This window comes from Aeromonas sp. QDB30, from assembly GCF_027707645.1.
Classification (GTDB): domain Bacteria; phylum Pseudomonadota; class Gammaproteobacteria; order Enterobacterales; family Aeromonadaceae; genus Aeromonas; species Aeromonas caviae.
The window spans coordinates 1-24,264 of record NZ_JAPCIY010000013.1 but is presented as its reverse complement, the minus strand read 5'-3'; the positions used below and the strand labels follow the sequence as shown (position 1 = coordinate 24,264).

Annotated in this window: 22 protein-coding genes and 1 pseudogene; 13 read left to right on the top strand and 10 right to left on the bottom strand. The window is 64.8% G+C overall.

The genetic code is table 11. The annotated features are described in order from the left end of the window. Positions 1-57 precede the first annotated feature (57 nt). Genes glgB through msrB form a run of 3 tightly spaced genes read left to right on the top strand, consistent with a single transcriptional unit; the run spans position 58 to position 4,816 of the window. Positions 58-2,235 carry a 1,4-alpha-glucan branching protein GlgB gene (glgB, locus tag PG896_RS06250; protein WP_109112618.1) on the top strand — a complete coding sequence of 726 codons (2,178 nt, stop codon included), beginning with the start codon at positions 58-60 and terminating at the stop codon, positions 2,233-2,235. Then, positions 2,235-4,373: a glycogen debranching protein GlgX gene (gene glgX, locus PG896_RS06245; RefSeq protein ID WP_045523375.1), complete on the top strand. Its 2,139-nt coding sequence runs from the start codon at positions 2,235-2,237 to the stop codon at positions 4,371-4,373. Before glgB ends, glgX begins: the two co-directional genes overlap by 1 nt. Positions 4,374-4,429: 56 nt before the next feature. Further along, complete coding sequence (gene msrB / locus PG896_RS06240; protein WP_010672886.1) at positions 4,430-4,816, top strand: peptide-methionine (R)-S-oxide reductase MsrB; 387 nt, start codon at positions 4,430-4,432, stop codon at positions 4,814-4,816. Between the two features lie 70 nt (positions 4,817-4,886). Here the strand turns inward: msrB and PG896_RS06235 are convergent, their stop codons facing one another. The 4 genes from PG896_RS06235 to PG896_RS06220 all read right to left on the bottom strand — a co-directional run bounded on the left by PG896_RS06235 (position 4,887) and on the right by PG896_RS06220 (position 8,832). Next, positions 4,887-5,756 (bottom strand): AraC family transcriptional regulator, encoded by an 870-nt coding sequence (locus PG896_RS06235; protein WP_270835527.1) that lies wholly within the window; start codon positions 5,754-5,756, stop codon positions 4,887-4,889. Between the two features lie 137 nt (positions 5,757-5,893). Beyond that, the gene (chrA, locus tag PG896_RS06230; RefSeq protein WP_270835526.1) at positions 5,894-7,036 is read right to left on the bottom strand and encodes a chromate efflux transporter; all 1,143 of its coding nucleotides are present in this window, start codon (positions 7,034-7,036) and stop codon (positions 5,894-5,896) included. 172 nt (positions 7,037-7,208) lie between these two features. Beyond that, positions 7,209-7,649 carry a nucleotide triphosphate diphosphatase NUDT15 gene (locus PG896_RS06225; RefSeq protein WP_270835525.1) on the bottom strand — a complete coding sequence of 147 codons (441 nt, stop codon included), beginning with the start codon at positions 7,647-7,649 and terminating at the stop codon, positions 7,209-7,211. A 178-nt stretch (positions 7,650-7,827) separates the two neighbouring features. Continuing rightward, complete coding sequence (locus PG896_RS06220) at positions 7,828-8,832, bottom strand: NADP-dependent oxidoreductase (RefSeq protein ID WP_139739635.1); 1,005 nt, start codon at positions 8,830-8,832, stop codon at positions 7,828-7,830. A gap of 175 nt (positions 8,833-9,007) precedes the next feature. Between PG896_RS06220 and PG896_RS06215 the strand changes: the two genes are divergently transcribed. The 3 genes from PG896_RS06215 to PG896_RS06205 all read left to right on the top strand — a co-directional run bounded on the left by PG896_RS06215 (position 9,008) and on the right by PG896_RS06205 (position 10,165). Continuing rightward, the gene (locus PG896_RS06215; protein WP_029313694.1) at positions 9,008-9,433 is read left to right on the top strand and encodes a MarR family winged helix-turn-helix transcriptional regulator; all 426 of its coding nucleotides are present in this window, start codon (positions 9,008-9,010) and stop codon (positions 9,431-9,433) included. A gap of 35 nt (positions 9,434-9,468) precedes the next feature. Continuing rightward, positions 9,469-9,699 (top strand): hypothetical protein, encoded by a 231-nt coding sequence (locus PG896_RS06210; protein WP_029313696.1) that lies wholly within the window; start codon positions 9,469-9,471, stop codon positions 9,697-9,699. 148 nt (positions 9,700-9,847) lie between these two features. Continuing rightward, positions 9,848-10,165: a hypothetical protein gene (locus PG896_RS06205; RefSeq protein ID WP_041211026.1), complete on the top strand. Its 318-nt coding sequence runs from the start codon at positions 9,848-9,850 to the stop codon at positions 10,163-10,165. A 129-nt stretch (positions 10,166-10,294) separates the two neighbouring features. On the opposite strand, the gene PG896_RS06200 is transcribed toward PG896_RS06205, so the two are convergent. Beyond that, positions 10,295-10,771 (bottom strand): Lrp/AsnC family transcriptional regulator, encoded by a 477-nt coding sequence (locus tag PG896_RS06200; protein ID WP_010672894.1) that lies wholly within the window; start codon positions 10,769-10,771, stop codon positions 10,295-10,297. A 309-nt stretch (positions 10,772-11,080) separates the two neighbouring features. After that, on the bottom strand, positions 11,081-11,704 hold the full coding sequence (locus PG896_RS06195) for a helix-turn-helix transcriptional regulator (protein ID WP_041214535.1): 624 nt from the start codon (positions 11,702-11,704) through the stop codon (positions 11,081-11,083). Between the two features lie 148 nt (positions 11,705-11,852). Between PG896_RS06195 and PG896_RS06190 the strand changes: the two genes are divergently transcribed. Together PG896_RS06190 and PG896_RS06185 are read left to right on the top strand one after the other, a co-directional pair. Further along, positions 11,853-13,091, top strand: coding sequence for an MFS transporter (locus tag PG896_RS06190; protein ID WP_069652460.1), 1,239 nt, complete (start codon positions 11,853-11,855; stop codon positions 13,089-13,091). A 232-nt stretch (positions 13,092-13,323) separates the two neighbouring features. Then, complete coding sequence (locus PG896_RS06185) at positions 13,324-14,145, top strand: Cof-type HAD-IIB family hydrolase (protein ID WP_043155694.1); 822 nt, start codon at positions 13,324-13,326, stop codon at positions 14,143-14,145. Positions 14,146-14,199: 54 nt separating this feature from the next. Here the strand turns inward: PG896_RS06185 and PG896_RS06180 are convergent, their stop codons facing one another. Further along, positions 14,200-14,763 carry a DUF2799 domain-containing protein gene (locus tag PG896_RS06180; RefSeq protein ID WP_043155692.1) on the bottom strand — a complete coding sequence of 188 codons (564 nt, stop codon included), beginning with the start codon at positions 14,761-14,763 and terminating at the stop codon, positions 14,200-14,202. A 199-nt stretch (positions 14,764-14,962) separates the two neighbouring features. On the opposite strand from PG896_RS06180, the gene PG896_RS06175 reads away from it, so the two are divergent. The 3 genes from PG896_RS06175 to PG896_RS06165 all read left to right on the top strand — a co-directional run bounded on the left by PG896_RS06175 (position 14,963) and on the right by PG896_RS06165 (position 19,051). Continuing rightward, complete coding sequence (locus PG896_RS06175) at positions 14,963-15,802, top strand: isopenicillin N synthase family dioxygenase (RefSeq protein ID WP_010672899.1); 840 nt, start codon at positions 14,963-14,965, stop codon at positions 15,800-15,802. A gap of 209 nt (positions 15,803-16,011) precedes the next feature. Then, positions 16,012-17,325, top strand: a complete 1,314-nt coding sequence (locus tag PG896_RS06170; RefSeq protein WP_042015790.1) for a sodium-dependent transporter — start codon at positions 16,012-16,014, stop codon at positions 17,323-17,325. A 412-nt stretch (positions 17,326-17,737) separates the two neighbouring features. Then, positions 17,738-19,051, top strand: coding sequence for a sodium-dependent transporter (locus PG896_RS06165; protein ID WP_161470177.1), 1,314 nt, complete (start codon positions 17,738-17,740; stop codon positions 19,049-19,051). A gap of 36 nt (positions 19,052-19,087) precedes the next feature. Here PG896_RS06165 and PG896_RS06160 read toward each other — a convergent pair. The 3 genes and pseudogenes from PG896_RS06160 to PG896_RS06145 all read right to left on the bottom strand — a co-directional run bounded on the left by PG896_RS06160 (position 19,088) and on the right by PG896_RS06145 (position 22,736). Next, positions 19,088-20,726: pseudogene (locus PG896_RS06160) on the bottom strand (hypothetical protein). A 142-nt stretch (positions 20,727-20,868) separates the two neighbouring features. Further along, a complete protein-coding gene (locus PG896_RS06150) occupies positions 20,869-21,333 on the bottom strand; it encodes a hypothetical protein (protein ID WP_041211035.1) in 465 nt (154 codons plus the stop codon). A 29-nt stretch (positions 21,334-21,362) separates the two neighbouring features. Beyond that, on the bottom strand, positions 21,363-22,736 hold the full coding sequence (locus tag PG896_RS06145; protein WP_171865572.1) for an aminotransferase-like domain-containing protein: 1,374 nt from the start codon (positions 22,734-22,736) through the stop codon (positions 21,363-21,365). Between the two features lie 115 nt (positions 22,737-22,851). Here PG896_RS06145 and PG896_RS06140 point away from each other — a divergent pair, with 115 nt between their 5' ends. Then, positions 22,852-23,448, top strand: a complete 597-nt coding sequence (locus tag PG896_RS06140; RefSeq protein WP_039039402.1) for a LysE family translocator — start codon at positions 22,852-22,854, stop codon at positions 23,446-23,448. 102 nt (positions 23,449-23,550) lie between these two features. Further along, a complete protein-coding gene (locus tag PG896_RS06135; protein WP_010672906.1) occupies positions 23,551-24,141 on the top strand; it encodes a LysE family translocator in 591 nt (196 codons plus the stop codon). The last annotated feature ends 123 nt before the right edge of the window (positions 24,142-24,264 follow it).

Genomic DNA, 24,264 nt, shown 5'->3' with positions numbered 1-24,264 from the left:
CTTTCATCCGCTTCGGCTTCGGCCGAAGCGGATGTTCAGCCATCAAAGGAAATGTCGATGCCCGTTGAACGTTTGGTTGCCGCCCGCTGTGCCGATCCCTTCTCCCATCTAGGCCTGCTGGCCAATCCGGATGGGCCAGGCCTGAAACTCACCGCCTGGTTGCCCGATGCACTCGAGGTCCGGGTCAGGGATCTCAAGTCAGGCAAGATAGTTGCCACCCTGACCGCCGCTGACGAAGCGGGCCTCTTTGAAACTGTTTTCACCCGCCGCAAGAATCCCTTCCCCTACCAGCTGATCGCGACCTACGCCGACGCCAGTGCCGACATCATCGACCCCTATCAGTTCCAGGCTGCCGCCTGGGAAGGGCTGGCGGAACTCACCTGGCAACCGGAAAACCTCTACCACACCCTCGGCGCCCAGTTGCGCACCGTGACGCACCTCGGCCAGCAGGTAGAAGGGGTACGCTTTGCCGTCTACGCGCCGAGCGCCACGGCGGTGAGCCTCATCGGGGATTTCAACTTCTGGGATGGCCGCCGTCACCCCATGCAGCGCAGCCAGTGCGGCCACTGGGTGCTGTTCGTGCCGGGGCTCAAGGCCGGGGATCGCTACAAGTTCGAACTCAAGGACCCGGCGGGCAATCGCCTGCCCCACAAGAGCGACCCGGTGGGCTTCTACTGCGAGCAGTACCCCTCGTTCGCCTCCGTGGTCTATGACCACGGCCAGTACCAGTGGCAGGACGCCGCCTGGCGCGAGAGTCAGCTCAATGACAAGCGCGAGCAGCCCCTTTCCATCTACGAGCTGCACGTGGGCTCCTGGAAGCGCCACTCCAACGGCGACAGCCTTAGCTGGCGTGAGCTGGCGGTGGAACTGGTGGATTACATCAAGGAGATGGAGTACACCCACATCGAGCTGCTGCCAGTCTCCGAGCATCCCTTCAGCGGCTCCTGGGGCTACCAGCCGGTGGGCATGTTCTCCCCCACCAGCCGCTACGGCACGGCCGACGATTTCAAATACTTCGTGGATCAGTGCCACCAGGCGGGGATCGGCGTGATTCTGGATTGGGTGCCCGCCCACTTCCCGTCCGATGCCCACGGCCTGGCCCGCTTCGACGGCACGCCGCTCTACGAGTACGAAGATCCGCGCCGTGGCTGGCACCCGGACTGGAACTCCTACATCTATGACTTCGGTCGCGACACCGTGCGCCAGTTCCTGGTGGCCAGCGCCCTGTTCTGGCTCGACAAGTTCCACATAGACGGCCTGCGGGTGGATGCGGTCGCCTCCATGCTCTATCTGGATTACTCCCGCAACGCCGGTGAGTGGGTGCCCAACGTCGATGGCGGCAACCACAACTACGAGGCGATCAGCCTCTTGAAGTGGACCAACGAGGAGGTGTACGGCAAGTACCCCCACGCCATGACCATCGCCGAGGAGTCCACCGCCTTTGCCGGGGTCTCCCGTCCCACCTTCCTCGGTGGCCTGGGGTTTGGCTTCAAGTGGAATATGGGCTGGATGCACGACACCCTCAGCTACATGCAAAAAGAGCCCATTCACCGTCGCTACCACCACAACGACATGACCTTCTCCATGGTGTACCACTATGACGAGAACTTCATTCTGTCCCTCTCCCACGACGAGGTGGTCCACGGCAAGCACTCCCTGCTCTACAAGATGCCGGGGGACGAGTGGCAGCAGGCCGCCAACCTGCGCGCCTACATGGGCTTCATGTATGCCCACCCCGGCAAGAAGCTCAACTTCATGGGCACCGAGATCGCCCAGAGCAACGAGTGGAATCATGATGCCCAGCTGCCCTGGCACCTGTTGCAGTACCCCAGGCACGGCGGCCAGCAGCGGCTGATCCGGGATCTCAACCACCTCTATCGTCATGAACCTGCCTTGTATCAGGCGGATTATGAACAGGCCGGTTTCCGCTGGCTGGATCACAACGATGCCGACAACAGCATCTTCGCCTGGCTGCGGGCCGACAAGCTGGGGGCCCATCCGCTGGTGGTGGCCTGCAACTTCACCCCGGTGCCGCGCATCGGTTACCGTCTCGGGGTGCCGGCTGCCGGTCGCTATCGGGTGGTGCTCAACACCGACAGCGAGCATTACTGGGGCAGCAACTATGATGTGGGTCTGGTCTTCGTCGCCGAGGCGACCCCCTGGCAGGGGATGGCACACAGCCTGGTGCTGGACTTGCCGCCGCTCGCGACCTTGTTCATCAAACAGGAGTCCTGATGTTTGAAATGGAAAACGGGGTAGATCACCCGCTTGGCGCCCGTCTGGACGAGACGGGCTGCCACTTCTGTGTCTGGGCTCCCCAATCGGACAAGGTGGAGCTCTGCCTGTTCGACGAAGAGGAGCAGGAGCTGGCGCGTCTCCCCTTGCCCGGTCGGCGCGGCCAGTACTGGTTCGGCCACGTGCGCGGTGTCAAGGCCGGTCAGCGCTATGGCTACCGAGTGCATGGCTCTCCCCAGGATGGGTTGCTGTTCGACCCGGACAAGCTGCTGATCGACCCCTATGCCAGGGCGCTCAGCCGTGCCACCCACTGGGACGATGCCCTCTACGAGGGGGACAGCGCGGCCATGGTGGGCAAGTCGGTGGTGGTGGACGATGCCTTCGACTGGCAGGGGGTCGGCAAGCCCGGCATCCCGCCGGAGCGGGTCGTGCTCTACGAGACCCACGTCAAAGGGTTCACCCGCCAGCACCCCGGCATCCCCAAGGCGTTGCAGGGCACCTATCTGGGCATCAGCCACCCGCTGATGATCGAGCATCTGCAGGGGCTGGGGGTGACCTCGGTCCAGCTGATGCCGGTGGCGGCCTTCATGTCCGAGCCCAGGCTCGAGCAGCTGGGGCTCACCAACTACTGGGGCTACAACCCCATCGCCTTCTTCGCGCCCGAACCGCGCTACGGGGCGAAGGATGCAGTGACCGAGTTCAAGACCATGGTGCGCGAGCTGCACCGGGCGGGACTCGAGGTGATCCTGGATGTGGTCTACAACCACACCGCCGAGTCGGGCTTCGACGGCCCCATGCTCTCCCTCAAGGGGTTTGACAACGCGGGCTACTACGCCTTCGAGTCGGGGGCCCACGGTCCGGATTACCATCGCCACGCCAACGTCACCGGCTGCGGCAACAGCGTCAATCTGGATCACCCCAATACCCTGCGACTGGTGCTCGATGCCCTGCGCTACTGGGTCACCGAGATGCAGGTGGACGGTTTTCGCTTCGATCTGGCGGTCACCCTGGCGCGGGAGGCGGGGGAGTTCGATCCCATGAGCGCCTTCTTCAAGGCCATGATGGCGGATCCCGTGCTGGCGCGGGTCAGGCTCATCGCCGAACCCTGGGACATCGGCCCCTTCGGCTATCGTCTCGGCCAGTTTCCGAGCCAATGGCTGGAGATCAACGATCGTTACCGCGACACGGTGCGCGCCTTCTGGCGCGGGGATGCGGGCAAGATGGGGGATTTTGCCACCCGTCTGGTGGGCTCGCGGGATCTCTTCCCGAAGAACTGGCGCTCCCCCCACACCAGCGTCAACTACCTCTGCTATCACGACGGGTTCACCCTAGAGGACCTGGTCTCCTACAACCAGCGCCACAACCAGGCCAACGGCGAGGACAACCGGGACGGCCACGGCAACAACCTCTCCAGCAACCACGGGGTGGAGGGGCCGACCCTGGACCCGCGCATCAACAACCTGCGCCAGCAGCAGAAGCGCAACCTCATCGCCACCCTGCTGCTGTCACAGGGAACGCCCCACTTCCTCGCCGGGGACGAGATGGGCCGCAGCCAGCTCGGCAACAACAACGCCTACTGTCAGGACAACCAGATAAGCTGGGTGAACTGGCAACTGCGCCCGGAGGACGAGCGGCTGCTCGCCTTCACCCGCCAGATGATGGCGCTGCGGGCGGAGTCAGGGGTCTTCTCCAACCTGCAACTGAGCGACGACGGCTGGAACGGCAAGGCGACCAGCTGTCACCAGGTGAACTGGTATCACCCGGACGGCCATCAGCTCACCGATCAGGACTGGCACGCCCCCATGGGGCAGGCGTTTGCCATGGACATCGGCATGATCGGCTGCACCGGGGAGCGCTGGTACGTGCTGTTCAACGCCAGCGACTATGACATCCAGTTCCGCCTGCCGCCGCCGGGGGAGGGCATGGAGTGGATCCAGACCATCGACACCGCCACCAACGACGGCCTGCCCTTCCTGCCGGACGACATCAAGCGGCAGGTGGCGGTGGGGCGTGCCCACTCCCTCAAGCTGCTGGAGCGGGTCGCCCTGCCGGCGGCGGTGCTGGCGAGTGAAGGGGTGGTGGCAGCGGATGTTGTCGCCGTGTTGCCAACGGGATCACAGTTCCCGCTGGCGGGGTAGAGCCAGGCGCCCTGACTGGGTATGCTGGGCACCGTTATCAGTGGTGAGGAGCCGGAATGAGCAGTAACAACCCTGAACAGTGGCGCGACAAGCTGAGTGCAGAGCAGTTCCACGTCTGCTGGGAGAAAGGGACCGAGCGTCCCTACAGCGGTGCCCTGCTGCACAACCGCAAGAGCGGCGATTACCACTGCGTCTGCTGCAAGCAGGTGCTGTTCCACTCAGGCGCCAAGTTCGACGCGGGCTGCGGCTGGCCCTCGTTCGACCGGGCCATCGAGGGGACGGTGACCTACACCGAGGACAACAGCCACGGCATGAAGCGGGTGGAGATCACCTGCAGCCAGTGCGGCTCCCACCTCGGCCACGTCTTCCCCGACGGGCCGACCGAGACCGGCCAGCGCTACTGCGTCAACAGCCTGAGCCTGGATTTCGAGCCCGACGCCTGATCCCCGACACGACCAGCGGCGCCTCCCTTCGGAGGCGCCGCTTTTTTATCTCCCCCTGTCAGGTGCTGGGCTATGCCAGCGGCAGGTAGATGTCGGTGACCAGCTCATGGGTGGGCACCTCGTGTACAAAGTTGTGGTAGTGGAAGAAGAGCGGAAAATCCCGCAGCTCTTCGCCGCTGGCGGGCAGCCAGTCGCGGTAGAGCGCCCGGGCACAGTCGGCCAGGAGGTCGTGGGAGCCGTGGTGGCGTACCACGGCGCAGCGCCCAGCCGGGATGAGGGCATTCTTCACGCCCCACTCATTGTCCTCGGCGACGGGGGCCTCGACGCTGCCACAGAGGGTAAAGCGAAACGCCGCACCCTCCGTCGTGGCGGGGTCGTCCGGCGCCAGGCCATAGGTCCGGCTGGTGGCGACCGGGGAGCCGCCCGTGGCCTTGCGCCACTGGATGAAGCGCGCCGCGGTGTCGTTGATGCGCTCGGGCAGGCCCTGATGGGTCAGGGCGGCGACGGCGGTCTGCGGGAACTGGATGATGTCGACTCGCATGGGGTCAATCCTCTTGGTGGGGGGCCGTGGCAGGCAGCGATGCCAGCTGGCCCAGTCCGGGTGCTGCCTGAACTGGCTGGGCGTCAGGCCGAACGTCTGCTTGAAGGCGCGACTGAAAGATTCGCCATGCTGGAAGCCGGCATCGAGGGCGATATCAGTCACCTTGTCCAGAGGAGCGAATGCCAACCGGTAAGAGGCCCGCTTCAGCCGCGTCAGCTGGATGTAACGCCCCAGCGGCACGCCGCAGTAAGCGGCAAATTGCCGATGAAAGTGAAAGGGCGAAAAGTGCGCCACGGCGCTGAGCCGCTCCAGCGACAGGTCGTCGTCGAGATGGCGCTCGATGTGCTCTGTCACCGTTTGAAAGCGTCGGCGGTAGGCCTCTGTCTGGTTGTGATCCATGGTCTCTCCTCTGTGCTGCCCACTATCGGCCAACGGGCCCGAGCTGTCCTGACGGATCTTGCTCTCTTTGCCTCCCTTCGGGGAGAAGATCCACGACCGACAGCCCGGCGGGCGCTGCCTGACTTGTCGCGGGTTCGTCAGGCCAACAACAGGGCTGCCCCCGTCAGCAGGGCGGCGAGGGGCAGCACGGGGAGCCGTGGCACCCGCAGCAGGTAGAAGCCGACGGCGGCCAGCGCCAGATCGGTGGGGGAGAGCACGGCGCTCTGCCACACCGGCTGATAGAGGGCCGCCAGCAGCAGCCCCACCACGGCGGCGTTGATACCGGCCACGGCCCCCGCCAGACGGGGGCGGGCCAGCCAGTGCTGCCAGCAGGGGCCCAGCGCCCAGAGCAGCAAGAAACCCGGCAGGAAGAGCGCCAGGGTCGCCAGCAGCGCTCCGATGAGGGGAGTGGCGGGCAGCAGCACGGCGCCCAGGTAGGTGGCCAGGGTGAACATGGGGCCGGGTACCAGCTGGGCCAGGCCGTAGCCGGTCAGGAACTGCTGCTCGCTCAGGTGGTGACCCAGGCTCTCCTGCAACAGGGGCAGCACCACGTGACCACCTCCAAACACCAGGCTGCCTGCCCGGTAAAAGTCGGCCAGCAACTGGCTGACGGGGCCGCTCGCCACCAGGGGCAGGCCGACGAACAGCAGGGCGAACAGCAGCAGGGTCGGCCAGTGAGGCTGGCGAGCAGGAGTGGACGCGAGGCCCTGACTCCCCGGGTGCGGCTCGCGCAAGGCACAGAGCAGGGCCGCGCCGAGCAGCATGGCGACCTGGGTCAGAAGCCCGGGGGCGCACCAGAGGGCGGCGGCGGTGGCCACCATGACCCCCTGTTGCAGTGCCGTCTTGCAGAACTGGCGGCTCATGGTGAGCACGGCATCCGCCACCACGACGAGCGCCAGCAGCTTGAGGCCGTGCAGGGCGGCGTCCAGCCAGAGGCTGCCCGCAAGCTGACCCAGACCGACGGCGGCCGCCAGCAACAGCAGGAAGGAGGGGAGGGTAAAGCCGACGAAGGCGGCCAGGGCGCCGCTGATGCCGGCGCGGTGGCGGCCGATGGCAAAGCCGAGCTGGCTGGAGGCCGGACCCGGCAGCAGTTGGCACAGGGCCAGCAACTGGGCGAACTCCGCCTGGCTCAGCCAGCCCAGCCGCTGGACAAAGGTGCGCTGAAAATAGCCGATATGGGCGGCCGGCCCGCCAAAACTGATGCACCCCAGCCACAAGAACTGCATGAATACCTGTCCCATCTTCCCCTCCTCGTCATCATCCTGGCCCGGATAATATGACAAAAAAGTGACAGTTTGGTGACGGTACGCCCTCCCGCGCTGCCTGCCATCAACAGGGGCTGGCGGGGGGCTGGTCGCCTCCGCCAGCTGACGAGAGGTACCGGGGTGACGCGCGGCAGCCTGCCGGTGAGGGTCAGGGGGCCGGTTGTGCCTGGGGCAGGTAGCATTGTCCCGCCAGCCAGCAGGCGATGGACTGGCGACTGGCATCGAAGTGAGGCTCGGGCAGAGTGTGCGGGTCGCACCAGCTCCAGCCCTCGCATTTTTCCGGCTCCAGCAGTTGCGGCTCCCCGTCCACCTCTGCCAGCAAGGTGACCGAGATGTAGTGCAGGCCGCTCTCGCGCCAGGTCTCCAGGTTGTTGGTGACGGCGATGACGCGAGGCTGGTGGATGACGAAGCCGGTCTCCTCCGCCACCTCCCGGATGGCTGCCGACTCGAAGGTCTCCCCCAATTCCAGATGACCGCCTGCGATGGACCAGTAGGGGGCATGGCTGCCCTTGCGCTTGCCAAGCAGTACCTGGCCCTGGTCATTGGTGAGAATGACGCCGACACCGACGCGGGGATAGGGGGTAGACATAGGGGAGGCTCCTTGCTGAGACGGCGGGGTGCGCCAGGGAAAACGGGCCCACCTTAGGGGGGATGGGCCCGTTGCGCAAGCCGCCTGTTCAAGGGCGATCGGATGCCGATTCTCCATCGCTTAAATGGATGGGTCTGGCGACATTCTATCTGTTAAATAGATGGGAAATGCCCCCGGATCAGGGCAGTCTGACCAGCATCTTGCCGGTATTGTGGCCCTGGAACAGTCCGATAAAGGCTTGCGGCATGCTGGCCAGCCCCTCGCTGACGGTCTCCTCGGCCTGGAGGGTGCCCGCTTCGAAGGCCGGCATGGCCTCGGCCAGGAACGCCCCGTAGTGCTGCCAGTGATCGGAGACCAGCAGCCCCTGCATCAGGATGCGCTTGCGGATCACCTGGGAGAGGTTGCGCGGGCCGCTGGCCTGGCCGTTGCTGTTGTACTGCTCGATGAGGCCGCACAGCACGATGCGCCCGTGCACCACCAGGTGGTTGAGGGCGGCATCCAGCATGGCGCCCCCCACGTTCTCGAAGTAGACGTGGATGCCTTCGGGGGCGAGGCGGGCCAGCTCGGCGTCGAGATCCGGGGTCTCCCGGTAATTGATCACCGCATCGGCTCCCAGGGTCTTGAGGTAGGCGACCTTGTCGGCCGAGCCGGTGGAGCCGATGACCCTGGCCCCCGCCTGCTTGGCGAGCTGGACCGCCATGGTGCCGACCGCCCCGGAGGCTGCCGAGACCAGCAGGGTTTCACCGGCCTTCAGGTGTGCCACCTTGTGCAGGCCCGCCCAGGCGGTCATGCCCGGCATGCCGAGGGCGCCGAGGAAGCGCTGGGGCGGCAGGGTGGTGTCGGGCAGGCGGGTGAGCTGGGCGGCGTTTGCCACGAAGGCATCCCGCCAGCCCAGCATGCTGCTCACCTTGTCCCCCACCTTGAAGTCGGGATGGCGCGATGCCTGTACCGTGCCGATGGCGCCGCCGTCGAGGGGACCGTTGAGGGGGAAGGGAGGAACGTAGCTTTTTGCCTCGCTCATGCGGCCGCGCATGTAGGGGTCCACCGACAGCCACTGGTTGGCGACCTGCACCTCTCCCTCCTGCAGGGCGGGCAGGGGCACGTCCCGGAGGGCGAAGTCCTCCAGGGTGGGGAGACCGGTGGGGCGACGCAGCAGTTGGATTTGATGGCTGATGGCATTCATGGGCATTCTCCGGCAGTGGGGCCGCGCGTCGGGCGGCGGCCTGGTATTTTTGTTTGTGTGCAAACTAAAATCAGGGTAGTCCTGAACGCGGGGGCTGGCAACTGTTTTGTGTGCAAACTATTCAGCCCCGAAGTTGATGGGGTATACTGCCCCCTTGTCGTCAGCGAGGTCCTCCATGAGCGAATTGAAAAAGCAGGTCTGTTTTGCCCTCTACAGCGCTTCCAATGCGGTGATGCGTGCCTATCGGCCGCTGCTGGACAAGCTGGATCTCACCTATACCCAGTACCTGGTGATGCTCTCGCTCTGGGCCCGGGACGAGGTCAGCCTCAAGGAGATAGGGCAGGAGACCGGACTGGATGCGGGCACCCTGACCCCCATCGTCAAGCGGCTGGAGAGCAAGGGGTGGCTGACCCGCACCGTCTCCCACGAGGATGAGCGGCAAAAGTGCATCAGCCTGACCGAGGCGGGACGCCAGTTGCAGCAGGAGGTCAGGGAGTGCTGTCTGGCGGACAGCTTGCGCAACCAGGTGGATCTGGCCGATGCTGAGTTGGCCCAGCTCAAGCAGCTTTGCGATCGCGTGGCGGCGCAGCTGGGGCGCTGATCCCTTTTCCCGTCAGGAGTGACCCGATGAAACCCATGCAATCCCTGCTGCCTCTGTTTGCCATCCTGCTGTGCGCCTGCGCCGATACCTCCTATCCCCGTTCCGAGTTGCAGATCGACGATGCCGATGCCTGGCAGGCCATCTGCAAGGACGGGGTCCGGGTGAGGGCGGTCACCGACGAGGGGATCTGTGCGGATCACCGCGGGGTGGCCATGTGGACAAATAAACCAAGGGCTGCACGGATGGCAGAAGAAGCGGCCAAGTAGTGTGACCTGTACGACATAAAATGACATGACCGGCCATGGGGCCGGTTTTTTTCGCGATCTTGCCAGCACTTTGGCACCTTGTTCATGGTGCACTCATTTTTCTCTTCCCATACTGGCCCTCAAGGTAGCAAACCAACAGGAGAGAGAGATGCAATCATCCATCGTCGGGCTCTCCATTCTGTGGGGGCTGGCCAGCTTTGGTGTTCAGGGGGATTTCATCGAGAGCCGTGATACCGCCTCCCCCTCCTGGCAGGCCGAGTCCAGAGTGGAGATGGAAGGGTACTTGATGGAGTCGTTGGGCGCCGATCGCTGGGTGTTCGACAACGGCAGCGAGAGCCTGGAAATCTCTCTGCCCAAAGGGCAGTGGGTGTCGACCGGTGAGCGGCTGCGGCTGCGCGGCGAACCCCTGCAGGAGCAGAGTGGCTGGTTGCTGCAGGTGCAGGATGTCAGCCAGGTCGAGGCATGACGAGGCGTTCGCCACCTGGCGGCGCGATGGCGCCCGGGGGCTGTGTTGACCGCGAATGCCCTTGATAGCAGAGACAAGAAGAGGAGGCCCTGGCCTCCTCTTGCTTTTGGTGCTCCCCGGATGCGGGGGTCAGCCCAGGTGGTTGAGGGGCAGGGCGGTCTTGTGCTTGATGCGGCGCAGCACGAAGCTCGAACGCACCCCGGTCACGCCGGAGATGTGGGTCAGCTTGTCCAGCAGGAAGTGCTGGTAGTGCTCCATGTCCCGCACCACCACCTTGAGCTGGTAATCCGCATCGTTGCCGGTGATGAGGTCGCACTCCAGCACTTCGGGCAGATCCTTGACGGCGCGATCGAAGTTCTCGAACCGCTCCGGAGTGTGCCTGTCCATGGAGATGTGAATGTAGGCGGTGAGGGTCAGCCCCAGCTGGCGGGCATTGAGCAGGGTGACATGGGTATCGATGAGACCGGCATCCTCCAGCGCCTTGACCCGGCGCGAGCAGGGGGAGGGGGAGAGCCCGACCAGCTCGGCCAGCTCCAGGTTGCTGATGCGGCCATTTTCCTGCATCAGCTCCAGAATATGCCTGTCTATACGATCAAGTTTCAGCATTCTCCGTACCTCTTCGCAATTACTAATCCACTTTTCCTAGATTAAGGGTGAACTATTGCAAAAACAACTGAAAATACCTGCTACTTCACAACCACTCACCGCATCGCGGGGAGTACCATGGTTACATCTTCCGGTGGCAAGACAGGCGCCCGACCAGGCACCTGTGGTGAAGGACCTTACCGGGTCAAGAGCCCCATCAGCCGTTCGACCTTATCGGGAAACAACGGGCTGGAACGAGAGCACCCCCTCCCCGAAGGCAACAAAGCAGGCATCCCGGCGCCTGCTTTGTTGTTTTTGCGTTCCGCCCGCTCAGGGGCGGGGCGGCCGGATGCGATAGAGACAGCGGCTGTCCCCCTCCAGCAGATACTGCTCCCGCTCCACCTCGGCCGGCGCCAGCAACCGGCGAAACAGTGCCAGCTCGCTGCGGCAAAAGCCCCGACAGGCTCTGGCCGCACTGCAGATGGGGCAGTGACTCTCCCACCACAGCCAGCTGCCGTCCTCCTCCTGCGACATGTCCGCCATATACCCCTCCTGGGTGCGCAGCGCCTTGAGCGTCATCAGCCTGTCTGCCAGCGCCGGCTGGGTCAGCCTGGATTCATAGCGAGCCTGCATCTGCTGCTCCCGCCGCGTGATGAGCTGCTCCATGCCCGCGTCGCCAAACACCTGCCGGATGTCGTCGATCAGCTGCAGGGTCAGATCGCCATGGGTGTCGGGGAAGCGTTGCCAGGCCTGGTCGGTGAGGTGCCACAGGCGCACCGGGCGACCACGGCCGCGGGCCTCGTCACTAAACCCCACCCAGCCCTCGGACTCCAGGGCCATCAGGTGCTGGCGCGCCCCCATGGACGTCATCTGCAACTGGTCGCCGAGTTCGGCGGCGCTCTGGGGGCCGCGGGTTTTCAGCAGATAGAGGATCTTGTCGGTACTGGCGTTCATGGGGGCTCCGGTGGTGGGTATCGGTGCGGTGACCGCCTGGATGAGGTCATTATGGGTAGCAGGGAGATTTAAATCAACAATCTGCTTTACTTAATGGACGACCCCTCACAATATAAATAAACAAATAACTTTATTTAATGAGGCGAAGATGGAAGGGATCAAGGGACAGGCGACCCTCTGGGTATTGGTGATGACGGTGACGCTGGCGGTGGCGGGATTCAGCCTGCCTTCCCCCGTCCTGGCGCCGCTGCTGCTGGATCCGGCCCAGGGCATGCTGACGCCACAGGCGTCGGACTGGAGCCGCAAGGTGTGGCTTGGCGTCATCATGGGGCTCTATCCGTTGTTTCAACTGCTGGGGGCACCCTTGCTTGGCCGCCTCTCCGATCGCCATGGGCGCAAGCCGGTGCTGACACTCTGTCTGGTGGGGGTGCTGGCGGGGTATGTGCTGATGGCCCTTGGCATCGCCTGGCGTTCCCTGCCGCTCTTGCTGCTGAGCCGGGTGGTGGAGGGCTTCTTCAACGGCGACATCGCCATCGTGCAGGCGATGGCGGCGGACATGAGCACGGCCAGGACCAAGGCCCGCAACTTCGCACGCATCAACATCGGCATGAACCTGGGCTGGGTGGTGGGCCCCATGATCGGAGGCTATGCGGCCGTGGTCTCGGGAGATTACAGCCTGGCGGCCTGGCTGGCGGTGGGGATGACGGTGATCAACCTGCTGCTGGTGCTCTGGCTGCTGCCCAATCGTCCCCCGGTGCCGGCGACCCGGGATGAGGTTCCTCTCTCGACCCGCCAATTGCTGTTGCAACCTCGTCTCCTGCCCTACTTTGCCCTGACCCTGGCAAGCTACGGGGCGGTGCAGCTCTACTTCACCTACTTCAATGTCTGGCTGGTGGAGCGGCTGGCATGGGATCCGGTGCAACTGGCCCAGGCCGCCGTGCTGGTGAGCGTGCCCATGATGCTGGGCTCCTGGATCGGTGAGCAGCTGGCACGGCACTGGCGCGGCAGCTCCCTTGGCATCGTCGGCCACCTGGTGATGGCGGCGGGCATGCTGATGTTCATCCTGCCGACCCAGTGGTGGGGGCTCGCGCTCACCTTTATCCCGGCGGGCATCGGCATGAGCCTGGGGGAGCTGGCCACCTCGGTGGCGGTCTCCAACCGCAGCCATGCCAGCCAGCAGGGGCAGGCGATGGGGCTCTACCGCGGTCTGGCGGTGGGCAGCGAGATCCTGGCGGTGGTGCTGGGCAGCCTGGTGCTGCTGGCGGGGACCGAGTGGCCCTTCTACCTGGCCGGCCTCTGCGGCGTGATCTGTGCCCTCGGTTTCTACGGATTGCGCAGACGGGCGGACAGGCGAAACGCCGTGGCCGGGTGCGCCGAGGCGGGCTGACGAAGGGCGCGGGGATCACAGTTCGGCGACGGGATGGCGGGCCGGACTTGCATCGCGGCGCCGAGTCTGGGACGGTATGGCTCTTTGCTCCGCTGTTCCCGCCCCCCGGCGAGCGCGTCTCCCATCATGGGCCTTGCCATGCCCAGTCCGCATTCCCGGCGGTGAGATGAGTCGTGGCACTGGCAACGGGAGGGGATGGCGCCGCACCCGTCTCGACATTCCTGGAGGTGATATGAGTCGTTATCAGGCCATTGCATTGGACATGGACGGTACCCTGCTGAACCGGGATCACAAGATCTCGTCCGCTACCCGGGCGGCCCTGGCCCAGGCCCGGGCCCACGGCATCAAGGTGCTGCTGGTGACGGGTCGCCACTTCATGACGGCCCGTCCCTTCCACCACGAGCTGGCCCTCGACACCCCCATCATCTGCAGCAACGGGGCCTACCTCTATGATCCGGTACAGGAGAGGATCCTCGCCGGGGATCCCCTGGCCGTGGCGCCCCTCACTGCCCTGCTGGAGGAGGTGCAAGCCCAGCAGATGGGGGCGCTGTTCCACCTGGGGGACGGCATCGGCTACCTGGGCTGCGAGGAGCACGTGGGCCGGATGCGGCGCTGGTCGGCAACCCAGCCGGATCACCTCAAGGTCTCCCTGCTGCCCGCCGAGGATATCGAGTCCTGGTTGCAGTCCCCCATCTGGAAGCTGGAGTTGTTCAACCAGGACCCCGGCCGGTTGCACCGTTTCGTCGGGGAGGTGGTGGAGAGACTGCCCTTCACCCGTGACTGGGCGGCCCCCTATGCGGTGGAGCTGGTGCAGCCCGGTTGCAGCAAGGGCAACCGGCTGGCCCAATGGGCGGCGAGCGAGGGGATCGCCATGGAGAACCTGGTGGCCTTTGGCGACAACAACAACGACATCAGCATGTTCGAGCAGGTGGGGCTGGCGGTGGCCATGGGCAATGCGGCGCCCCAGATCCAGGCCCATGCAGACCGGGTCACCGCGGATCACAACGAGGATGGCATCGCCCTGGCGTTGCAGCGCTGGGTCCTGCCCGCCTGAGGGGAAAAACAGTCTACGGGATAAACAGAAAGGGGCCATGTCGGCCCCTTTTTGTCAGCTCCCGAAGGAGAACTGGATCACCCGATCCGGGAAGCGCAGCCGGTTGTAGTCCCGGTATACCCCTTCGTAGTGACGGATGGCGCGCTCGCGCTGGGCACGGTAGTAGTCGCGCTGGCGGCTGTCGCTCTCGCCCCGGATCTGCTGATCCAGCTGGTGGATGCTCCGCTCGGTGCGCTCCAGCTCCTGCTGCAATTCGCCGAGGCGCTGCTCCAGCAGGTACTCCTTGCGGCCGCGCTCGAACTGGGTGAGGAAGCTGGTGTCGTTGGGGCAGACCCCCAGGTATTCGCTCCCCTCCCGTCCCTTGCTGTAGGCAAGCTCGGGGATGCAATAGAGCTCCAGCCCCTTGGCGTAGCCGCGCTGCCACTCCGCCTCATCCACCTTGAGGCCGTACTCTCCGCAGGTCTTCTGATAGTCGCGGGTGGCGCTCCGGGTCTTGCCCTGCTCCCCGTCCTGATAGCCCTGGTTGTACCAGCTCATGGCACGGCACTCCTCCTCCGAGAGGGAACTGCACCCGGCGATCAGGAAGGGAAGGGTCAACAACAGGATCTTGGGGGACATGAGGGGGCTCCGACAGCAAAGGGGTGGGGCATTCTAGAAGAGGAGGCCCGTCCGGGACAAGCACCGGGCGAGGGGGCCGTATCATGATGTTTTTATCAGTATTTTCAAGCCATTGTAGACGGGCTTCTGGCAGCCTTTTCTTGCCGGGGGAGGCAGGGTAAACTGCGCCTACTTTTAACTGGCATGTAACATAAAAACAATGAAAGTCCTGACCGTCGATTATCGCTCCCCCGATGCGGCCGAGCGCTTCACCGAATCCCTGCGCACCACCGGCTTCGGAGTGCTGACTCACCACCCCATCCCGAAGGAGCTGGTGCAGTCCATCTATGACAACTGGTATCGCTTCTTCATGAGCGAACAGAAGCAGGATTTCCTGTTCAATCGCGAGACCCAGGACGGCTACTTCCCGCCCTCGGTGTCCGAGGTGGCCAAGGGCCACAGCCAGAAGGACATCAAGGAGTACTTCCACATCTATCCCTGGGGCCAGATGCCGGCAGAGCTGAAAGAGCAGGCGATGGAGTACTACCGCCTCGCCAACGATCTGGCCGCCGAGCTGCTGGGCTGGGTGGAGCAACACACCCCGGGGGACATCGCCGCCCATTACAGCTGCCCGCTCTCCTCCATGATCGAAGAGAGCCACAAGACCTTGCTGCGGGTGCTGCACTACCCGCCCTTCGACGGCACCGAGGAGCCGGGTGCCATCCGCGCCGCCGCCCATGAAGACATCAACCTGCTGACCATTCTGCCCGCCTCCAACGAGCCGGGCCTGCAGGTGAAAGGTTCAGACGGGGAGTGGATGGATGTGCCCTGCGATTTCGGCACCCTCATCATCAACATCGGTGACATGCTGCAGGAGGCCTCCCGCGGCTACTACCCCTCTACCACCCACAGGGTCATCAACCCGACCGGGGGCAGTGCCGCCAAGTCCCGCATCTCCTTGCCGCTCTTCCTGCACCCCCGTCCGGATGTGGTGCTCTCGGAGCGCCACACCGCCCACAGCTATCTGATGGAGCGGTTGCGGGAACTGGGGGTCATCTAATCCCGCCAGACCCGGGCAGACAACAAACCGGAGCATCCCCGCTCCGGTTTTTATTTTGTGGCACGATTGGTGGGTTATCCGAATTTTATTGGTTAATGATGCTAAAAACTGAGTTTTATATCGGATATACGCCGAGTGATTGCGCGCCCGCGGGCGTACTCTGAGCGCCATTTCGGGCCTCGCTGGCAGGCCCTTCCCGTGGAGTTCTTATGAAGCAGTCCCAATGGTCATCCCGGCTCGGTTACATCCTGGCCGCCGCAGGTTCCGCGGTCGGTCTCGGCGCCATCTGGAAGTTCCCCTATGTCACCGCCGCCAACGGTGGCGGCGCCTTCCTGCTGGTCTTTCTGTTGTTCAGCTTCACCCTGGGGGTGGCGGTGCTGATGGGGGAGACCCTGATCGGCAGCCTGACCCGGCGCGGGGTGGTGGGCGCCTTTGGTGAACTGATGGGCAGGCGCTGGCGCTGGGTCGGTGCCATGGGTTTGCTGTGCAGCCTGCTCATCTTCTGTTTCTACAGCGTGGTGGGCGGCTGGACCCTGGGGTACACGGGCATGGCCCTGGCGGGGGAGCTGCAACAGGGGGACGGCGCGGCACTGACCGCCCGTTTCAACGACTACGTCGGTGATCCGCTCTGGCCGGTGCTGACCCACCTGCTGTTTGCCGGCTTGACCTGGTGGTTCGTGCGGGGCGGCGTGCAACAAGGGGTGGAGCGCACCCTGCGCTGGATGATGCCGGCCCTCTTCATCATGATCCTGCTGCTGGTGGCCTTCGGCCTCACCCTGCCGGGCGCCATGGCCGGGGTGCGCCACTTCCTGATGCCCGATTTCAGCAAGCTCGGCATGTCGGGTGTGCTGGACGCCATGGGGCTGGCCTTTTTCTCCCTCTCCATCGGCCTTGGCATCCACACCACCTATGGCGCCTACCTGCCTTCCAGCGAAGGGGTCGGTCGCTCCAGCCTCTGGGTAGTGCTGCTGGCGAGCGTCATCGCCGTGCTGGCGGGCCTGATGATCTTCCCGGTACTGGCGGCGACCGGTATTGACCCGGCCTCGGGCCCGGGCCTCACCTTCATGACCATGCCGGCGGTGTTCCAGCAACTGCCCTTCGGCCAGGGGCTGGCGGTGGTGTTCTTCTCTCTGCTGGTGGTGGCGGCGCTCTCCTCCTCCATCTCTCTGCTGGAGCACTTGCAGTGCTTCCTGTGCGAGAGCCTGGGCTGGTCCCGCCGCGCGGCGTGCAACCTGGTCATTGCCCTGGTGATGGCGGGTGGCATCCCGGTGAGCCTGTCGTTCGGCCCCTGGGCCACCCTGACCCTGTTTGGCAAGAACATCTTCGAGTTGCTGGACTTCATCACCTCCAACCTGATGATGCCCCTGTTCGGGCTGGCCCTGACACTGCTGCTGGGCTGGCGGCTCGGTCGCCAGGCGCTGCCCGAAGGGCTGGCTCCCCACTGGCGGGCCCTGCTGATGGGCTGCTGGCGCTGGCTGGCTCCCCTGCTCATTGGCGGCATTCTGGTGCGCGGCCTGGTGTAGGGAGGGTTGGTCATCTCTGCCACTCCCCGGCCGGGCTGGCCGGGGAGTGGGGTGGCAGGATTGACTCTTTATAAAAATCTGTCAATTAAAAATAAACAGAGTAACGGTCTGTAATTTCTATATTTTGTTTTGATTAAATCTGTTTTTGGTTCTGTTTTAGACTATTTTCTGTCAACTTCTCTTGCCATGGTTTAGGCTGTGGCTCCTTTTTACCGTGCAGGCGTCGCCCTCCCATGTCACCCCTTATCGCTCTCTGTGGCCGATTTAGCCCCTTCCTGGAGAGGTGACCTTGCAGGTGTCGTTTGTCTGACTGTTCATTGCAAAGGTCGCCCTCAGGCGGCCTTTTTTGTTGCGGCGCACACCGCGTCTAGCCATGGAGTATCGAACTGATGTTGTCTTGCCCGGAGGTTGTATGAGCCAGGTTCAGTGGTCTTCCCGTATTGGTCATGTGCTGGCGGCCACCGGCTCGGCGATCGGCCTTGGCGCCATCTGGAAGTTTCCCTATGTGACAGCCACCAACGGGGGCGGTGCCTTCCTGCTGGTGTTCCTGCTCTTCAGCTTCACCCTGGGGGTCGCGGTGCTGGTGGGGGAGACCCTGCTCGGCAGCCGCAGTCAGCGCGGCGTGCTCGGCGCCTTCCACAAGTTGGTGGGGCCGAACTGGCGCTGGATGGGTTACATGGGGATTCTGTGTGGCTTCTTCATCTACAGCTTCTACAGCGTGGTGGGGGGCTGGACCGTGGGCTATGCGGCCCTGGCCGTGGGCGGCGAGCTCAACCTGAGTGAGGCGAGCACCCTCACCGCACTCTTTACCGGTTATGTGAGCGATCCCCTCTGGCCGGCCCTCACCCATCTCGTCTTCGCCGGGCTCACCTGGTGGTTCGTGCAGGGAGGGCTGCAACAGGGGGTGGAGCGGGCGCTGCGCTGGATGATGCCGGCCCTGTTCGTGATGATGCTGCTCCTGGTGGTGACCGGGCTCTCCATGCCGGGGGCCATGGCCGGGGTACGCCAGTTCCTGATGCCCGACTTCTCCCACCTGACGGGGCAGGGGGTGCTCGACGCCCTGGGGCTGGCGTTCTTCTCCCTCTCCATTGGCCTCGGGGTACACACCACCTATGGCGCCTACCTGCCGAGCAGTGACGGGGCGCTGCGCTCCGGGGTCTGGGTGGTCACCCTGGCGAGCTGCATCTCGGTGCTGGCGGGGCTGATGATCTTCCCGGTGCTGGCCTCCACCGGCATCGATCCTGCCGCCGGCCCCGGCCTCACCTTCATGACCATGCCGGCGGTGTTCAACCACCTGCCGTTCGGTCAGGGGCTGGCGGTGATCTTCTTCCTGCTGCTGCTGGTGGCGGCGCTCTCCTCCTCCATCTCCATGCTGGAGCACCTGGTGCGCTTCACCACCGAGGAGTGGGGCTGGTCGCGCCGCAATGCCTGCCGGGTCCTGACCCTGCTCATCATGGCCTGCGGCATTCCGGTCAGTCTGTCATTCGGGCCCTGGGCTGACTACACCCTGTTTGGCAAGACCCTGTTCGATCTGCTGGATTACCTCACCTCCAACCTGATGATGCCCCTGTTCGGTCTGGTGCTGACCCTGCTGCTTGGCTGGAAGCTGGGGGACAGTATTGTGCCTGCGGATCTCTCGCCGCTGATGCGTAGTGCGCTGCTCTGGTGCTGGCGGCTGGTCGCCCCCCTGCTGATCGCGGGGATCTTGGTGCGAGGCTTGTTGTAACGCACCATCCAGGGCGGCATGCACCGCCCTGGATGGCTATAGGCCCTGATGGGGACCGAGGGGCGGCAGTTTGGGGGCCAGGTGGGATCTCACCTGTTGCAGGGTCTCCCGATAGGCGTTCCCATGGTGTTCCAGGAAGGCGGCACTGTGGTTGAGACGCTGCTCCAGCCTGTCCACCAGGCGGGCCACCGCCGGGGCCGCCATGCCGGCGGGCCAGCACTGGGTCAGCAATACCAGCAGTTGCCAGGCATCCCCCGCCTGGGCCGGGAATCGCTCCTGCAGGGTCAGAGCACTCTGCACGGCGAGCTGGAGCTGACCCGTGGTCATGGCCCGTTGCCGCTCCTCGCGCAGCTGGGTCAGCAGCTGCTCCCGCTGCGCCAGTTGCCGCGCCAGATCGTCGACCACCTGCAAAATGAGCCCCTGCAACAGCGGGGTCTGTGCCACCGGCCCCTGATATTGGCCGAGCTGGGCCAGATAACGCTGGGCATGGTGGGGAAGCCCGCAGAACTGGCTGACGGCCACCCCGAGCAACTGGTTGAGGTGATTGTCCCGCGCCGCCTCCGGCGGGTGCTTGGCCAGCAGCATCAAGGCGTCATCGAATCGATAATCCAGACCCAGCATCAGGGCGCGCAGCAGCCCCTCCTCGTGGGCCCGCAGGGTCACGGCCTGCTGGCCGAGCTCCTCCAGGGCCTGCTGCAGCCCATGAACTCTGGCCTCTCCCGGTGGATGCCAGAGCACCGCCAGGGTCGCATCCAGCAGGCAGCGTTCGACGGAGTGGCGAAACGTCTGTTTGGGGAAGTAGCGCAGGATGAAATCGCTGGCCTGCGCCAGCACCTGACCTTCATCCCTTCGCAGCAGGGCCAGCAAAATGGCCACCTGGCGCCACTGCGGCTGCCAGGGGCAGCGTTGGAGCAAGCCTGACAAGGTTTCCCAGGCAGGAGCCCACTGCGCCTCGTGCAGTTGGCAGGCGAGAACCAGCGCCTGATGGATGACAGGGGGCAGTCGCTCCCGGTTGCGGGCCAGATCCTTGTGGGCACTCTCCACCCGGTTCAGCCCGAGCAGGGCCTGGTTCAGTCCCTGGCGTGGCCACCAGGCATCGTGCTCCGTGGTGCAGATGGCGTAGTGCTGGGCGGCCTGCACCCGTTCCCCGGCTTGCAGCAGCATGTAGCCCTTTACCCTGTCCATCTGTGCTTCCAGCCCCTTGTGGCTGGCGTGCCGGTAAAGCAGATCCTCGCACTGGGCGCAGGCGCTGCGCCACTCCCTGAGCGCCATGGGGGTGGCCAGGGGGCGGGTCACCGTGGTCAGTGCCAGCAGCGCTTGCAGGCTGTGCGCCAGCTGCTCCGTGGTGAAGGGCACGGCCAGACGCAGGGCGAAATAGAGGTCGGAGGGGGGGGAACTGGCCGGTGTCCTCGTCCTGCTCCAGCAGCAGGAGCACGCAGCCGGGCGCGAGCAGGCCCAGGTGGTGTGCTTCATGCAGCAGCCTGACGCCCTCGTGGGCCTGGTGGTGATACTGGCGGCAAAGAATGGCATCAAAGGCGTGCTGGCACAGCAGGGCGGGCAGGCTTGCAATCTCTTTGCAGTGGAACAGCTCGGTGGGGGGCAGCCCCAGATCACTCAGTCCCTGGGTGAGGGTCGAGCCCATCATGGCATCGTCTTCGATGAGGAGGATCTGCATCTTTGACGCTCCTTCGCCGGTCGGGGGTGGAGAGGTTGGATTCAAAGTTAGCCTCCACTCTCCCGCGAGAGCCAGAGGGGGTCAATACCCCACCTGGGTCAGGAATGGCTCAGTGCCAGCCTTGGGCAGGGCAAAGAAAGCATCACTGAAGGCCGGGCCCCCTGGCCGAGAAGGGGCAGTCCCGCTGGGGGACACGCAGCTCCCCGGCTCCCGACTCTCCCTGCCAGGCGAGCTCGAGCTGGCCCAAGCGCCCGAGGCGGCGCAGCTCGAACTCGTAGCGCAGGCAGGGGTTGTCGGTGGGCAGCTGCGTCATTCCGGCGGGCAGCCGGTAGTCGTAGCGCAGCAGAGGGCCATCTTGCAGTCGGCTCTGCACGGGCACCAGCCCCTCTGCCGTCGGTGCGGGGGCCTTGAGATAGCGGCGCAGCGCCACCGGGGCGTCGATGGCTTTTTGATAGTGAAGGCCGTTCATGGCTGCCAACTCCTCCTCCAGCCGCGTCAGCTCCCCCTCCAGTCCGCTCAGGGCGGCGCCAAGCTGTTGATGGGCCGGGGAGGCGCAGCCTCCCAGCAGCAGGGTCGCGATCAGCAGGGCGGGACGGACGGCAGACATGAAGGCTCCTCGGGTGCCAGGGTCAATGACTATAGCAGGGGATTGGTGGGCGGCGTGCCCCTCAGCAGCCCGGCGAGGCGCTCCAGCCCCTCGGCGACGCGGGCGTCGGTGGCGGGCTGGCTCAGGCTGAGGCGTACTCCCTGCGGGGCGGCAAACTGGCCGGCGGCGAAGTGTTCTCCGCTGGCGACCCCCACGTCAAGGGCGTTGGCGGCCTCCGCAAACTCCTGGCTGCGCCAGGGCTCGGGCAGCGGCAGCCAGGCGTGCATGGACCCCGCCTGCCAGCGCGCTCCCGGCAACAGGTGGCGCAGGAGCTCACCCCGGCGCGCCAGGATTTTTCGCTGGTGTTCGATGAGCGGCATGATCTGGCGCTGGCTCACCAGCTTGCAGGCCAGCTCGATGAGCAGCGGACTCACCATCCAGCTCGACAGCCGCATCGCCTGGGCGAAGCCGTTGCGAAGGGCGGGAGGGGACAACACGAAGCCGACCCGCAGGCCGCCGCAGGCGATCTTGGCGAGACTGCCGAGGTAGATGACCCGCTCCGGTGCCAGGTTGACCAGGGGAGGGAGCGCACTTTCGGGCAGCAGGCCGTTGACGTCATCCTCGACGATCAGCAGATCGTGGCGACGGGCGATGGCGACGATGGCGTCGCGTCGCGCCAGGCTCATGATGGCCGTGGTGGGGTTTTGCAGGGTGGGGGTGAGGTAGAGCAGCTTGGCCCGGCGGGTACGGCACGCGGCATCCAGCGCCTCTGGCAGCAGTCCCTCCTCATCCATCGCCAGTCCCACCACCTGATTCTTGAGCTGGCGTGCATTGCCCAGCATGCCGGGGTAGCTCAGTCCCTCGCAAAACAGGGTCTCTCCCACGCAGCCGGTGGCCAGCAGGGCCAGCATGATGCCGTGCTGGGCACCATGGCTGAACAGCAGGCGATCTTCGCTCGCCGTGATGCCCTGCTCGGCGAGCCAGTCGACAAACAGCTGGCGCTGTGCGGGGCGTCCCGCCTCCTTGTCATAGCCGAGCAGGCCGTTGAGATCCCCCTGCGCCAGATCGGTGAGCAGGGGCCTGATGATGGCGCCCCTGTCCAGCTGGACCGGGAGGTTCTGCCACAGCTCGATGCGCTGGCTGTCTTCATTGCGGATCACCCATTCGTTGGCAGGATCCGCCGCTCCCCTGACCCAGGTGCCGTGCCCGACCCGGGCCGCCAGCAGGCCCCGTCGCTCCGCCTCGGTGTAGGCGCGGGTGACGGTGCCCACGGTGACCCCCAGCTTGTCTGCCAGGGCCCTGTGGGTCGGCAGCCGGGTCTCGGGTGAGAGGATGCCGGTGGCGATGGCCTGCTCGATGGCCTTGACCAGTTTGAGGTAGAGGGGCCCCTCGAAGGGGGTGAGGTCGGGCGTCCAGATTGTCATGGTGACAATAAATCCATTGATCCAAGATTGTCCGCAATATAGCGTGATTATCAGTCTTTACACAACCAACAAGCACACATTGTATCGGTACAATGTGACGAGAAAGGAGTCTCCCATGACCATCGAATGGTATGCCACCCTGTTTGGCTTCGCCCTGCTCACCTGTGGCACGCCCGGGCCGAACAACCTGATGTTGACGGCGTCCGGCGCCAACTTCGGCGTGCGGCGCACCCTGCCCCATCTCATCGGGGTGGCGGTGGGCCAGCCTGTGTTGCAACTGGTGCTGGCGCTCGGCTTTTATCCGCTGTTCGAGCGCTGGCCCCTGCTCAAGCTGAGCCTGCAGGTGCTGGGCAGCCTCTACCTGCTGTGGCTGGCGTGGCGTATCGCGGTGGCAGGCGCCCCCGGAGATCCCGCCAGCCGTGCCCGCCCCTTGACCCTGCTTGAAGGGCTGGGCTTCCAGTTCCTCAATCCCAAGGCGTGGATGATGGGGATCTCGGCCATCAGTCTGTTCAGCCTGCCGGGGAGCGACTACTGGCCGAGCATGTGGGGCATCATGAGTGTCTTCCCCATGGCGGGGTTCCCGGTCTGCTTCGCCTGGGTGATGTTTGGCCATCAACTCAGCCGCTGGATCAACTCGGACAAGGGGTGGCGTCGTCTCAACGGCAGCCTGGGTGCCTTGACCGCCCTGTGCGTGGTGATGCTCTGGTATTAACAGCGCCTTGATTATTCATGCAAAGAAAATGCATTGCTGACCTTGTCGTCAGGGCGTCGGCTCTGCATATTAGGAGGCTTGCCGTATCTGAACGAGGTTGAGATGGATCTGAACTGGTTGCTCCCCCTGGCGGGCTTTGCCCTTATCACCTGTGGCACGCCGGGCCCCAACAACATGCTGCTCACCAGTGCCGGGGCCGCCCAGGGGTTTCGCCGCTCCGTGCCTCTGCTGGTGGGGGTGGTGGGGGGCATCAACCTGATGATCCTGGCCACGGCCCTGGGGCTTGGGGTGGTGTTCGAGCGTCTGCCCCTGCTGCACGACGGCCTCAAGCTGGTGGGGTCGGCCTACCTGCTCTGGCTGGCCTGGAAGGTGGCCAACGCCAGTGGCCCGGCGGAGGGGAACCGGCCGCTCATCCCGGCCCATCAGGGGGCCATGCTGCAACTGCTCAATCCCAAGGCCTGGATGATGGCGCTCTCCGCCATCAGCGGCTTCACCCTGGCGGGGGAGGCTTACTGGCCGTCCGCGGGCTGGGTGCTCGGCATTTTCTTCGTGACCGGCCTCTATACCGGTGCCTTCTGGGTGCTGTTCGGTGCCCAGGTGCGCCGCCTCATCCGCACCGCCACCGGCTGGCGTCGTTTCAATCTGGGCATGGGGCTCGCCACGGCGGCCTGCGTGCTGATGATCTGGGTTTAGGCCTCGGCCTGAGCCTTTACCGGCTGTCTTGTTGGCCCTTCGGGGCCTTTTTTATGGTTCTTCGCGGGATCTTGGGGAAGTGGAAGTTGACAGACAGGGTGCTGGTAAACTGGCTGTCTCCAA

Bases quoted from the DNA above. Each gene is read 5' to 3' on its own strand.
- glgB (WP_109112618.1), top strand. From the start codon at position 58: ATGCCCGTTGAACGTTTGGTTGCCGCCCGCTGTGCCGATCCCTTCTCC.
- glgX (WP_045523375.1), top strand. From the start codon at position 2,235: ATGTTTGAAATGGAAAACGGGGTAGATCACCCGCTTGGCGCCCGTCTG.
- msrB (WP_010672886.1), top strand. From the start codon at position 4,430: ATGAGCAGTAACAACCCTGAACAGTGGCGCGACAAGCTGAGTGCAGAG.
- PG896_RS06235 (WP_270835527.1), bottom strand. From the start codon at position 5,756: ATGGATCACAACCAGACAGAGGCCTACCGCCGACGCTTTCAAACGGTG.
- chrA (WP_270835526.1), bottom strand. From the start codon at position 7,036: ATGGGACAGGTATTCATGCAGTTCTTGTGGCTGGGGTGCATCAGTTTT.
- PG896_RS06225 (WP_270835525.1), bottom strand. From the start codon at position 7,649: ATGTCTACCCCCTATCCCCGCGTCGGTGTCGGCGTCATTCTCACCAAT.
- PG896_RS06220 (WP_139739635.1), bottom strand. From the start codon at position 8,832: ATGAATGCCATCAGCCATCAAATCCAACTGCTGCGTCGCCCCACCGGT.
- PG896_RS06215 (WP_029313694.1), top strand. From the start codon at position 9,008: ATGAGCGAATTGAAAAAGCAGGTCTGTTTTGCCCTCTACAGCGCTTCC.
- PG896_RS06210 (WP_029313696.1), top strand. From the start codon at position 9,469: ATGCAATCCCTGCTGCCTCTGTTTGCCATCCTGCTGTGCGCCTGCGCC.
- PG896_RS06205 (WP_041211026.1), top strand. From the start codon at position 9,848: ATGCAATCATCCATCGTCGGGCTCTCCATTCTGTGGGGGCTGGCCAGC.
- PG896_RS06200 (WP_010672894.1), bottom strand. From the start codon at position 10,771: ATGCTGAAACTTGATCGTATAGACAGGCATATTCTGGAGCTGATGCAG.
- PG896_RS06195 (WP_041214535.1), bottom strand. From the start codon at position 11,704: ATGAACGCCAGTACCGACAAGATCCTCTATCTGCTGAAAACCCGCGGC.
- PG896_RS06190 (WP_069652460.1), top strand. From the start codon at position 11,853: ATGGAAGGGATCAAGGGACAGGCGACCCTCTGGGTATTGGTGATGACG.
- PG896_RS06185 (WP_043155694.1), top strand. From the start codon at position 13,324: ATGAGTCGTTATCAGGCCATTGCATTGGACATGGACGGTACCCTGCTG.
- PG896_RS06180 (WP_043155692.1), bottom strand. From the start codon at position 14,763: ATGTCCCCCAAGATCCTGTTGTTGACCCTTCCCTTCCTGATCGCCGGG.
- PG896_RS06175 (WP_010672899.1), top strand. From the start codon at position 14,963: ATGAAAGTCCTGACCGTCGATTATCGCTCCCCCGATGCGGCCGAGCGC.
- PG896_RS06170 (WP_042015790.1), top strand. From the start codon at position 16,012: ATGAAGCAGTCCCAATGGTCATCCCGGCTCGGTTACATCCTGGCCGCC.
- PG896_RS06165 (WP_161470177.1), top strand. From the start codon at position 17,738: ATGAGCCAGGTTCAGTGGTCTTCCCGTATTGGTCATGTGCTGGCGGCC.
- PG896_RS06150 (WP_041211035.1), bottom strand. From the start codon at position 21,333: ATGTCTGCCGTCCGTCCCGCCCTGCTGATCGCGACCCTGCTGCTGGGA.
- PG896_RS06145 (WP_171865572.1), bottom strand. From the start codon at position 22,736: ATGACAATCTGGACGCCCGACCTCACCCCCTTCGAGGGGCCCCTCTAC.
- PG896_RS06140 (WP_039039402.1), top strand. From the start codon at position 22,852: ATGACCATCGAATGGTATGCCACCCTGTTTGGCTTCGCCCTGCTCACC.
- PG896_RS06135 (WP_010672906.1), top strand. From the start codon at position 23,551: ATGGATCTGAACTGGTTGCTCCCCCTGGCGGGCTTTGCCCTTATCACC.